This is a genomic window from Aerosakkonema sp. BLCC-F183 (assembly GCF_041929145.1).
Taxonomy (GTDB): Bacteria; Cyanobacteriota; Cyanobacteriia; order Cyanobacteriales; family Aerosakkonemataceae; genus Aerosakkonema.
Genome location: NZ_JBHFNU010000112.1, coordinates 86,468 through 97,979 on the forward strand (window position 1 = coordinate 86,468; position 11,512 = coordinate 97,979).

11 protein-coding genes are annotated in these 11,512 nt (G+C 46.6%); 4 read left to right on the forward strand and 7 right to left on the reverse strand.

All coding sequences use genetic code 11. The annotated features are described in order from the left end of the window. Positions 1 to 38: 38 nt before the first annotated feature. Positions 39 to 956, forward strand: coding sequence for a peptide chain release factor N(5)-glutamine methyltransferase (gene prmC, locus ACE1CD_RS33165; RefSeq protein ID WP_374827463.1), 918 nt, complete (start codon positions 39 to 41; stop codon positions 954 to 956). A 77-nt stretch (positions 957 to 1,033) separates the two neighbouring features. Here prmC and ACE1CD_RS33170 read toward each other — a convergent pair whose 3' ends face one another. Then, the gene (locus ACE1CD_RS33170; protein ID WP_374794957.1) at positions 1,034 to 1,165 is read right to left on the reverse strand and encodes a hypothetical protein; all 132 of its coding nucleotides are present in this window, start codon (positions 1,163 to 1,165) and stop codon (positions 1,034 to 1,036) included. A 169-nt stretch (positions 1,166 to 1,334) separates the two neighbouring features. On the opposite strand from ACE1CD_RS33170, the gene ACE1CD_RS33175 reads away from it, so the two are divergent. Together ACE1CD_RS33175 and ACE1CD_RS33180 are read left to right on the forward strand one after the other, a co-directional pair. Beyond that, positions 1,335 to 1,895, forward strand: coding sequence for an EF-hand domain-containing protein (locus tag ACE1CD_RS33175; RefSeq protein WP_374794956.1), 561 nt, complete (start codon positions 1,335 to 1,337; stop codon positions 1,893 to 1,895). 483 nt (positions 1,896 to 2,378) lie between these two features. Continuing rightward, on the forward strand, positions 2,379 to 2,969 hold the full coding sequence (locus tag ACE1CD_RS33180) for an L-threonylcarbamoyladenylate synthase (RefSeq protein WP_374794955.1): 591 nt from the start codon (positions 2,379 to 2,381) through the stop codon (positions 2,967 to 2,969). Between the two features lie 347 nt (positions 2,970 to 3,316). Here the strand turns inward: ACE1CD_RS33180 and ACE1CD_RS33185 are convergent, their stop codons facing one another. Next, entirely contained in the window at positions 3,317 to 3,691 is a 375-nt protein-coding gene (locus ACE1CD_RS33185) for a transposase (RefSeq protein ID WP_374794954.1), read from the reverse strand. A gap of 135 nt (positions 3,692 to 3,826) precedes the next feature. Between ACE1CD_RS33185 and ACE1CD_RS33190 the strand changes: the two genes are divergently transcribed. Beyond that, a complete protein-coding gene (locus ACE1CD_RS33190; RefSeq protein WP_374794953.1) occupies positions 3,827 to 4,651 on the forward strand; it encodes a sensor histidine kinase in 825 nt (274 codons plus the stop codon). On the opposite strand, the gene ACE1CD_RS33195 is transcribed toward ACE1CD_RS33190, so the two are convergent. From ACE1CD_RS33195 to ACE1CD_RS33215, 5 genes are all read right to left on the reverse strand, one after another. Then, entirely contained in the window at positions 4,620 to 5,096 is a 477-nt protein-coding gene (locus ACE1CD_RS33195) for a GNAT family N-acetyltransferase (RefSeq protein WP_374794952.1), read from the reverse strand. The genes ACE1CD_RS33190 and ACE1CD_RS33195 overlap by 32 nt on opposite strands. Positions 5,097 to 5,404: 308 nt before the next feature. Next, entirely contained in the window at positions 5,405 to 6,382 is a 978-nt protein-coding gene (gene hemB, locus ACE1CD_RS33200) for a porphobilinogen synthase (protein WP_374794951.1), read from the reverse strand. 237 nt (positions 6,383 to 6,619) lie between these two features. Then, positions 6,620 to 6,919 carry a 50S ribosomal protein L27 gene (gene rpmA, locus ACE1CD_RS33205; protein WP_374794950.1) on the reverse strand — a complete coding sequence of 100 codons (300 nt, stop codon included), beginning with the start codon at positions 6,917 to 6,919 and terminating at the stop codon, positions 6,620 to 6,622. 28 nt (positions 6,920 to 6,947) lie between these two features. Further along, a complete protein-coding gene (rplU, locus tag ACE1CD_RS33210; protein ID WP_374794949.1) occupies positions 6,948 to 7,361 on the reverse strand; it encodes a 50S ribosomal protein L21 in 414 nt (137 codons plus the stop codon). 289 nt (positions 7,362 to 7,650) lie between these two features. Further along, positions 7,651 to 11,496: a PAS domain S-box protein gene (locus ACE1CD_RS33215; RefSeq protein WP_374827464.1), complete on the reverse strand. Its 3,846-nt coding sequence runs from the start codon at positions 11,494 to 11,496 to the stop codon at positions 7,651 to 7,653. Between the last annotated feature and the right edge of the window lie 16 nt (positions 11,497 to 11,512).

An 11,512-nucleotide genomic window follows, 5' to 3' on the forward strand; every position in this document is an offset into this window, starting at 1 on the left:
TCAAGAGTTATTTGTGAAATGCGAGTTGTCATTTAGCGATGGCGGACGATCGAAGTGTTTCCGGTTTAGAACTGTGGCGGTGGCGTCAGAATGCGTTGGCTGCGGCTAAAGCAGCTGATGTCCCGCTGACAGAGGTGGATTGGCTGTTGCAGGAAGTAGCTGGGCTCGATCGCTTGACGCTGCGTTTAGAATTGTATAAGGATTGGCCGGAAATTAAGTTAAAGTTGCGACTACCGGAGTTAAACCAGCTGTGGCAACGGCGTCTGCAAGAGCGCTTGCCAGTGCAATATGTTACTGGTATCGCTCCTTGGCGACATTTTAAACTGAAGGTTTCACCAGCAGTCCTGATTCCCCGTCCGGAGACAGAGTGCGCGATCGATTTGGCGATCGCATCTTCCCAAAGACTGAAAACTTTAGGTAATGGCAATTCTCCCTCTGTCCTCCACTGGGCAGATTTGGGAACTGGAAGTGGCGCGATCGCGATCGGTTTGGCAGAAGCGTTTCCGGATGCTACGATTCATGCTGTAGATAAAAGCCCAGCCGCTCTGGATATGGCGCGGGAAAATGCCCAAACTTTGGGATTTGCTAATAGAATTAATTTTTATCGAGGTTCCTGGTTTGCGCCTTTGGAACATCTCAAAGGCAAGCTGAGTGGTATGATATCTAATCCACCTTATATTCCCAGCGAGATGGTGCCAAGTCTGCAACCGGAAGTGACCAAACACGAACCGCACCTTGCCCTAGATGGTGGAACTGATGGTTTGGATTGCATTCGTCACCTGGTAGAAAAAGCGCCGGAATATTTGCGTCCTGGTGGTGTATGGTTAATTGAAATGATGGCAGGACAGGCCGATGCTGTCGCCGATTTGCTGCAACATCAGGGAAATTATGATGAAATTCAGATATTTTCAGATTTAGAAGGAGTTGATCGATTTGCTTTGGCTTATCGCTGTTAATAGTCTACGCCTTTGATGGGTCAATTCGCTGTTAGAAGAGTCATATCTTGTCCGGTTGCATTGGTAGTGTAAGCAGGTCAATCGCATCTAATTTTGGGTTGACAAAACGCTGAAAATATGTAGATGAGGGCCATCGCCGCACCGTATGCTCGCGGTACACTCGTTGCGATCGATAAATTAAACTGCAAAACTGTTGCCTCTTTCGTCACTAATTCTTCCTTTGAACTATAATTTTTTTTAATGAAACAGCCCTGCCCCAAATGGGAACTCTACTTTGAGCAACGACGCTTTCGTAGAGTGGCGGATGCGTTACCTCGTCGTCCAAAGTTACTGACCTTATCATTAATTCATTTAACTCGACAAGGAGAATATCAATACATGAACATTTCACCATTTCTCAATAAAAAGCTCGCTCGACGTTTTAAAGGATATGACTTTGATGGCAATGGCTACGTCGAGAAAACAGATTTCGAGCAGGCTGTTGCCAGGATGTGCGAGGCATTTGGTCATGGACCTGATTCCGCAGCGCGACAGCGGTTATATGACCTCACCATGCAACTTTGGCAGCGTCTTGTCACCACTGCCGATGCCAATGCAGATGGTCGTATCAGCGAAGCCGAATACAAGAATGCATTTGCCAACAGTATGCTTGTAACCCCTGAAAACTTTGAGCAAGGCTATCGTCCGTTTTGCGAGGCGGTCATGGACATCGTCGATGTCGATGGCGATGGTCGTCAAAGTTTAGAGGAATATGAACTTTGGATGCATACGTTGATCAACGTGCCAAAGGCCGATACATATGTGGCTTTCCGCCTGATCGATTCTGATGGCAGCGGCTATATCACCACCGATGAAATGGTGGAGGCTATCCGCGAATACTACTTCAACGAAGACCCGCAATCGATTGGAAGCTTGTTGTTAGGTCCGCTTGATTCCTAACCGGCACAAGATGGACTGGTACACAGCGGCAGAAGTAACGCCAAAACCGTTTGTTCATTCTTTTCCTTTCCTGTTACTTTTTCAGCAAGCCCTAAGTAGGTCTACTTGACAATAGCAGACCTCTTTTTTTTTGACAAAAAGCTGTAAAACCAGCACGAAGTAATGGTTTTACAGCTTTTTGTCGCCCCGCCAGGGCGGATGCAGAAAGATTATCTGTGGAGATCGGGGGTTAAGTTTTTACCGCAGATAAACGCAGATAAGAACTCCGCTCGGAACGTATTTTTTTATGCCAGTGATGCTCGCGGATATGATATGATTTGGTTGTTTTGAGAAAGTTGCCACATGACGCGATCGCTACTGTAGGTTTGCAAGTCAATTTCTGCAAAAGTTACACAGAATTAAGATCGAGAGCGGGGAAATTCTCTTGTTTTGCAACGGAAAGATAGAGCATAACTAATGAGTAAAAACCAATGACTGAGACCGATGACCCAAGTTTCTCTCGATATCCTCATAGATAAAGCGCGTTCTGGCTTTCTGGTAAGCTTTCCTACAGACACGGTACCAGCACTGGCGGTGCGTCCTGATAGGTCGGATTTAATTTTTGAGGCGAAGCGACGGGGGCAAGATAAACCGCTGATTTTGATGGGGGCGTCGTCCGATGACCTGTGGCCTTTTTGTCGCGGAACTGCCGAAGAATTGCCACTTTGGGAGAAAGTAGCCGATCGCTACTGGCCAGGTGCGTTAACTTTAGTATTACCGGCATCGGCAAAAGTGCCGCCAGCAGTTAATCCGGCTGACCCCTCCACAATCGGGTTAAGAGTGCCTAACAGTGCGATCGCTCGGCAGATTCTGGCCCAGACTGGCCCACTGGCCACTACTAGCGCCAATTTATCCGGTCAGCCAGCTTTGCAAACAATGTCAGAAATAGAGGCCCAGTTTCCGGAAGTATTGACTCTTGCTGCGATTGAATTGGAATTGACAAATGCAGGCGAGGGTATTCCTTCTAGTGTTGCCAAATGGACTGGCAATAGTTGGGAAATATTACGACAGGGAGCGGTAAAGTTGGAAGTTTGATAGGCTGAATTGTTGATATTCTCCTGTCAAGCTGACGAACAAAGTTTTGATTGTTGCGGTGTCCGAGATTAATTCTTGTTTAATCCGCAGATTGTAACCCACAACAACTTTGTTAATTCCTTGCTCAATACAGTGATTGATAAGTAGGGCTTGCCGTTTTGTTGAGGTAATATCTAACTTTCTGGTTGCGCCTATCAGTCAATCTAGCTTGTTGATGCGTAATCCCTTTAATCCCTTGCAAGTCTTTCATAGATTGCCATTCGTAATTACGTTTGTTATACCACTGATTGAAAGATTTCAATTTTTTCCCATCAATGATAAAAGATTAATTTTTTGTGGTAACACAACTAGCCGACACGAATCGGAATAATAAGAGCGAAATATCCTTCTTTATCCAAGTAGCGAGGGAGGCTTATTTTTGCATCAAACCTACCTTTTTGCTTGGCTTGAATGAGTTCGTAAAAAGATTGAAAACCTCGGTCTACTACTTTAAGTGTTTGTTGTCCGACATCTGTTGCCAACAATTTATAGTTTTCGTTGGTTTTACAGATGTGATAAGCCCCTTCATAAGGCAAGTGCTTACGCTCAGTAAAGAAGTATTGCCGCACTGCATAAAGCCCGACATTGTAAAGGTTTTTAGACAACCGACACAACTGTCTCAAAACGTTTTGCTCGCTTCTATTCAGTTTAAGTCTGTTGGTTTGAGTTAACAATATAAACATATTCCACTATATACTTGTAACTATAGCGGAAGTGATATTAGTTAGCAACAAGTAGGGCATCGAACCCTACTTGTTGCCCCAAATTCCTCTCCTGTTAGAGCGATAGCTTAACGGGAGTCCCCTTTAGAGGTTTTGATGGACTCTGACTCGGAAGTATTTGCCCTCAAACAACAATTGCAGAAAACTGAGCTAGCCTACCATATGGCAGCCCAGATGAGCCAGTTTAAAGCTGGGTTTTTGGCTCGGATTTCTCACGAATTGCGATCGCCGCTCAATAGCCTGATCGGTCTGCATCAGATCATTTTGTCCGATTTGTGCGAAGATGAAGCCGAAGAGCGCGAATTTGTAGCGCAAGCTCACGTCTCTGCCCTGAAGATGGTAACGCTTCTCGATGAAATTCTTAACGTTGCCAGAACAGAGTACGGCACAAATAAGCTGGAGATACAACCTTTGCAGTTAGCTCAGGTTTTAGCGCAAGTTTATGATTTGACCCATCTCCTGGCGGCAAATCGCAATATTCGTCTTCAGGTAACACCTGCTGACTCAGAAATTTACGTTTTGGCAGACCCTCGCTGGTTGCGCCAGGTGCTGCTCAATCTGGTAGACACGCCGCTGAAATTAATGCAGGAAGGTAGTGTGGCGGTTTCCGCCGATCCCGATTTGGCGTCCGGGTATGTTCGCATTGTGATTGAAGATGAGCGTCCGGCGAGTGCTTGGAGCGAGCCGATCGACTTGTTCGAGTCTCCTCCCCAAACCGATAAGTCAACCGATAAGTCAACCGATAAGTCAGATGATGAAAATTTTACGCTTTCACCCGGACTTTCTCTACTGATTAGCCAAACTCTTTTGGATTTAATGAAGGGACGCTTGGAAGTTTTGGCAGTCCCTTCACCAAGCGAGCAGTCTCATCTGACTCGCTTGCAATGTTCTATCCCCTTGGTGACTCCCCAGACACCATAGCTGGCGTGGCAAGGGAACTGGTAGCTTGAGGTTTGTTGTATAGCAGCATTGTGGTACTGGGGTTGGGAAACTGAAAGCCCAGCCGCAAGTAAAAGCCTTGTTGATACGTAGTCATCAGATATACCCGTTCTACCCGCACAATCCGGGGGTGATTGAGAAGGGTTTCGATCATTTTACGTCCCAAACCTAGACCCCGGTAGTCTGGGTGAACTACCACATCCCAAATTGTGGCTCGGTAAACGCAATCTGAATTAGCCCTGCAAAACCCGATTAAGCGATTTTCATCCCAAACGCTGATGACGGGATCGCTGTTGGCGATCGCAACTGCTAAATCTTCTATTTTCCGGTTTTGCGCCCAAAAAGCTGCTAATTTAAACAACTCCTGGAGTTGGTTGAGGTCTACCTGCGATTGCAAATCGCAGAACCGAATCTCACTAGAATTCATCTTTGTCGATAACCTAGAGTCTCTTACCGGGTCATTTTACTAATCAGTTTGGCGTCGATTGGTGTTCGATCGCACTGAAATTTTGCCATTACGGGCTTTTCGGACAAAACTTAACGGCAATACTATTGGGGCTCTCTTTCGTTGTAACAGTATCTATAGGTGGAATTTCAGATTGCAAATTTTAGATTGCAGATTTAAAGAGCTTATTTGCAATCTGAAATCCTCAATTTTTTATGAGACCTCTCCAAAAAGTCTTGTAGGGTAGGCATCCTGCCTGCCGAGATTCTTGTGGAGGAGATGTCTGCTGACTACAACCAACGGGCGGCGTCTTTGGCGTGGTAGGTCAAAATCAAGTCAGCACCCGATCGCTTGAAGCCGGTCAATGTTTCCATGACTACCCGTTCTTCATCGATCCAGCCGTTGAGAGCAGCTGCCTTAATCATGGAGTACTCGCCAGATACGTTATACGCAGCTACAGGTAAGTTGGTAGCTTCTTTGACACGCCAGATGATATCCATGTAGGCAAGCGCCGGTTTTACCATCAGCATATCGGCTCCTTCGGCGATGTCGAGTGCGATTTCTTTGAGGGCTTCGCGAGAATTGCCTGGGTCCATTTGGTAGGTTCTGCGATCGCCAAACTGCGGTGTTGACTCGGCGGCATCCCGGAACGGCCCGTAGTAAGCCGAAGCATACTTAGCTGCGTAGGAAAGTATCGGTGTATCTTCATACCCAGCTTCATCCAGAGCAGTCCGAATTGCTTGCACGAAACCGTCCATCATTCCCGAAGGCGCGATAATATCCGCACCGGCTTTAGCTTGGGAAACTGCTGTTTTTTTCAGCAATTCCAGCGTTGGATCGTTCAACACCCGGCCCATCAAGTCACCTGTTTGCAGATAGCCGCAGTGACCGTGACTGGTGTACTCGCACAGACAGGTATCAGCTATCACAACTAAATCCGGTACGGCTGCTTTGACAGCAGACGCTGCTTTTTGTACAATTCCGCAATCGTGCCAAGCCCCAGTCGCATCTGCATCCTTATCTTCAGGAATGCCAAACAGAATGATGGCAGGGATTCCCAGGTCGTAGACTTCTTTTGCTTCTTCGACAATTTTGTCTACCGAAAGTTGGTAGACTCCCGGCATGGATTTCACTTCTTTAGCAATTGCTTGACCGGGTACGGCAAATAGGGGGTATATTAAATCACTTTTGGTAAGTGTAGTTTCCCGCACCATGCGACGAAGCTGAGGAGAGGTGCGAAGGCGGCGAGGGCGATTAATGGGGAACATGGTATTTGATAAAGCTCGGTTGCAGAATAAATTTAGGGGCAATTTGCAAATTGCCCCTAAGCAGGAATTTTATCGAAATTGTGGATCGTGCCGACTGAAAATATTGCGAACTTGTATGAAGTCAGCAGTCTAATACGGCTCGGATAAGCATGAAATTCGGGTTTTCGTGGGTTGGGTTTCCTGGCGTCAACCGAACCTACAATTCCTTAACTTATAGCTCCCCGAACCCCTCGTTAGTTAAACTGCGGCTGCTACAGGTTCGGAAGCGGTAGCTTCAGATGCTGCGGCTGGATAAACGCTGACTTTCTTGCGAGTTTTACCTTTTCTCTCAAAGGTGACGATGCCATCGATGAGGGCAAACAGGGTATCGTCGTTGCCGCGTCCGACGTTATTGCCGGGGTGAAATTTGGTGCCGCGCTGACGGACTAGAATATTACCCGCTCTGACAACTTGACCGCCAAAGCGTTTGACGCCGAGACGCTGGGCATTTGAGTCGCGCCCGTTGCGCGTACTGCCTGTTCCTTTCTTATGAGCCATGATTTCCTTTGTTTGTTTCTACTACTATCTATTCTGCTGCGTTCTCAGTTGTTTCTTCTGGAGCAGGGGTTTCTGGTGCGGCGGTTGCAGTAGCTGGTGCGGCTTCGGCGGATGCGATCGCACTACCGTTCAAGTTGATCGAGTCTATCATCAGGCGAGTAATTTCCTGGCGATGTCCCCGTTTTTTACGGGTTTTCTTTTTGGGCTTCATCTTATAGACAAGTACTTTGCGCCCGCGAAAATGCCGCATCACCGTGCCTTCTACGGTAGCACCTTCAACTAGGGGCTGACCGATGGTTACTTCACCGTTGTTGTGAACCAAAAAAACTTTGTTGATGCTGACTTTTGAGTCCGGTTCGACGTGCAGCAGTTCGATATCGTAGAAGCGACCCGGTTCTACCCGCAGTTGTTTGCCGCCAGTTTCAATAATTGCGTAAGCCATGAGATTGTTTGATAAGGTTGCCGTACAGGTAGCTACTCGGTCATCGATCGTCGGTCATCGGTAAAGGATAAATGACTGATGAATAATGACAATCCATTAGCTTTTGGAATGTGTTGACCCGATCCGAGCAGGATTATACACACAATCTACTATTATCCTTTATTAAATAGAGTAATGTCAAGCAATTAAAAGTCAAAAGTCAAAAGTCAAAAGTCAAAAGTCAAAATTAAGAATTTCTTCCCGCTCCCCCGCTCCCCCACTCCCCTGCTCCCCCGCTCCCCCACTCCCCCTAACCCCTAACCCCTAACTCCGCGATCGCCTGCACCAATTCCTCCGGTTCCACGGGTTTGGAGATGTGTCGCCCAAAACCAGCTTCTAGAGCTTGTTGCCGATTCAATTCGCCCGCATAGGCAGTCAGGGCGATCGCCGGAATTTCACCTCCCTTATCTGGCGGTAGAGCTCTGACTTGACGCATGAGCATATAGCCATCGGTTTCCGGCATACCGATGTCGCTAATCAGAACATCCGGATTGTACTGGAGCAGGATAGCCAAAGCCTCAACTGCGGATGCAGCCAATCTTACCTCTGCGCCAGATTGTTCCAGAATTACTCGTACCAATTCCCGCATATCAGCTTCATCGTCTACGACGAGAATTCGCAGTTTGGCGAGGGGAGAGGGATCGAGAGGGAGGGATGAGGAATAGCCTTGTTTATCGTCGATCGTGCTGTCGAGCTGCTTGTACAAGGGCAGCCTGACGGTAAACGTCGCGCCCAGCCCTTCTCCTGGACTTTCTACAGACACAGTACCGCCGTGCAACTCGGTGATATGACGCACGATCGCCAATCCGAGTCCCAGCCCGCCAAATTTGCGAGTTATTTTACCATCTTCCTGACGAAAATACTCAAATACATACGGTAGAAACTCGCGACCGATCCCTTTACCGGTATCGCTGACAGTAATTTCAGCGTAGTTTCCATCTAGCTGGAAACGAACTTCAATTCTTCCACCTGCTGGGGTGAACTTAACGGCATTGGAGAGTAAATTCCAAACAACTTGTTGAAGGCGCGTAGCATCGCCGGACACTTGTCCTACGTTTGCAGAAAGGAAAGTTTGAATCTGAATGCCTTTTGCTTCTGCTGCTAGTTGAACTGTTTCTACGGCAGCTGCGATCGTGCTGACCAAATTCAACGCAGCGACATTCAAAACCAACTTCCCGCGCAAAATCCGGGAGACATCCAACAAATCCTCAATCAGTTGGGTTTGCAATTTGGCATTGCGTTCGATCGTCTCCAAACCACGAGCGGTTGTCTCCTCGTCAAACTTGCGTTTTTGCAACAACGTTGCCCAACCTAAAATTGGGTTAAGGGGCGATCGCAATTCGTGCGATAATACTGCTAAAAATTCATCCTTAATGCGGTTAGCTGCTTCGGCTTCTTCCCGCGCTGTTCTTTCCCGCGCTAACAGTCGATCTCGTTCATTTTCTGCTTGTTTGCGTTTGCTGATATTGCGACAAATAGCTTGTACGGTGGGCAAATTGTTTAATGTAAATAAGGTGGCGCTGACTTCTACAGGAATGACTTGACCGTCTTTCGTGATGTGTAGAGATTCGACAACTATATGTTTTTGGTGCAACAAGTTTTGAACGCTTAGCTTGGGATCGATCGCGTCTGAACTGATGATATCGGCAACTGACATTGCTAGCAGTTCTTCTCGGCTATACCCTAATTTCTGACAAGCTTGCTCGTTCACTTCGATTAATTGTCCGGGGCGATCGTCCGCAGTCAGGTGATAAACTAGCACCCAATCTTCCATACCGTTGAATAGGGTAGTGAAGCGTTGTTCCCTTTCTCTGAGGGCTTGTTCGACTTGGATGCGATCGGTAATATCGTTTACCAATGCTACGAATCCGTCTACGTTTCCGTGGCGATCGAATTGAGGAATGTAGCTGACACTAACAGAACGCATTCCTACATTTTTGTAAATAATTTGGTTTTCAAAGCTAACAGATTGACCGGATAAGACTTGCTCTACGTAAGGGCGAATTTGCTCGTAAGCAGATTCGCCCATTATTTCCCACAGGTACTTACCATAAATCTCAGATGGAGGAATTGCAAACCATTGTTCGTAACTGCGATTATTGAAACGGTAGCGTTTTTCAGTATCGACATAAGCAATCAAGGCGGGTACTGCGTCGGCGATGGAACGTAATTCTTGTTCTCGCCGACGCAATGCTTCTTCAGCGCGGATGCGATCGGTCACATCAATTGCCACTCCCGCTAGCAATTGTCGTCCTGAAGTATTGCTGACGGGGAATTTGAAGGACATATAATAATTTTCCCCATCCTCGTGTGCAATTTTTTCTAGAATCTGGAGCGGCTGAGCGCTGGTTAAAACATTCACATCATTGGTGCGAAACTGCTGGGCTATTTCAACGGGAAGCAACTCAAAATCTGTTTTGCCGATCAACTCGCTTGACTGGCGCTGATACACGCGCTGCACCCACGAATTTGCATAAATGTATCGCCCTGTTTCATCTTTAATGAAGGCAGCGATCGGGCTGTGGTTCATGAAACTTTGGAATAATTCTTGGCTCTCTCGCAATGCAGCTTCGGTTCGTTTGCGACAAGTGATATTTTCAACCATTGCAAAACCATAAAGAAGCTCTCCTTGCAAGTTAAAAACAGCCGTAGCTGTCAGATTTACCCACACTATCTGACCGTTTTTATTAAAATAACGTTTTTCTATTTTGTAGCTGGATATTTCCCGATTGAATAATTGCCGAATATAGCCCGATTCGGCTTCCATATCTTCTGGGTGAGTTATGTCTGCAAATGTTAATTCTCTCAGTTCTTGTTCGCTATATTCCAAAATTTCGCAATAGGTTTTATTGGCTTGAATCAACCTACCATTAATGTCAATTATAGAAACTCCTATGGGAGAATTTTCAAAAATTCTCCGGAAGCGTTCTTCGCTTTCTTTCAGTGCGGCTTCTGTTCGCCTGCGCTCTGTAATGTCAACAGCTACTCCAGCAAGAAGTGTTTCTCCATTGCTGCCGATAATCGGGAATTTATACACGAGAAATTCCCCTATGCTGCCGTCTGGTCGGGGTGCTGGTTCAATTGTTTCAAAGACTTGCTTAGTTTGAAAAACTTGGTGATTGTTCTCTATAAATTTTTTGGCAAACTCTGCCGGATAAATATCGATGATGTTTTTTCCCACGGCATCTTGTTGGGGAAATTGGAACATCCGAAAGTAAGTGGGGCTGAGGTAAAGAAGACGACCATCTTTATCTGCTATCCACGCAGAAGCAGGACTGTAATTCATGAATGCTTGGAAGCGCTGTTCGCTTTCCCGCAATGCTTCTTCTGCTTGTTTGCGATCGGTGATATCTTGAGCCGTACCTAAAATTTGACGAACTTGTCCTTGGGGTGTGCGATTAAATACTGTATCGCAGCTGCTAAACCAGCGCCATGAGCCATCTTGGTGCTGCATCCGGTATTCAATTTCCAGGAAAGTGCCGTCAGTAGAGGCACTCAGCCGTTCAAGATGAGCTGCGATTTTGGTACGATCGTCTGGCTGGATCGCTTGAGTGATGAAGTCCGATCGCATTGCCAGCGCAGTCTCTGGTGGATATCCTAGCAGTTCGAGCGATCGCCTGTTGATATAAACATTGCGTTGTTCAACTACGTCAAAGAGGTACAATAATGCGGGACTCATGTCGGCAAGCTGCTGTACAAAACGTTGTTTTTCTTGGAGTTCCTCTTCAGCTTGCTTGCGATCGGTTATGTCTATACAAAAGATGGCTATTCCGTTTTCTAAAGGATCGACTCGGTTCTCAAACCAACGATTGCAAGCGGCATAAAAATACTCGAATCGTACAGAGGTTCGTTCTGCTTGAGCTTGATGTAATTGAATGTAGAGTTCGGTGTCGATGGTGTCTGGAAACAAGTCCCAGATATTTTTGCCCAGTACGTCTTTTCGTCGCATTCCCATAATTTCGGTTTGGCGATTGTTAATGTATGTGTATCGCCATTGCCGATCCAATACAAAAAATCCATCATTGATACTGGATAAGATGGTTTCGAGATTTTCTCTGACTGTCTCATCTGGGGTTATGTTTGCTTCCTCAGCCATCGTCCCGGCTCCTGTT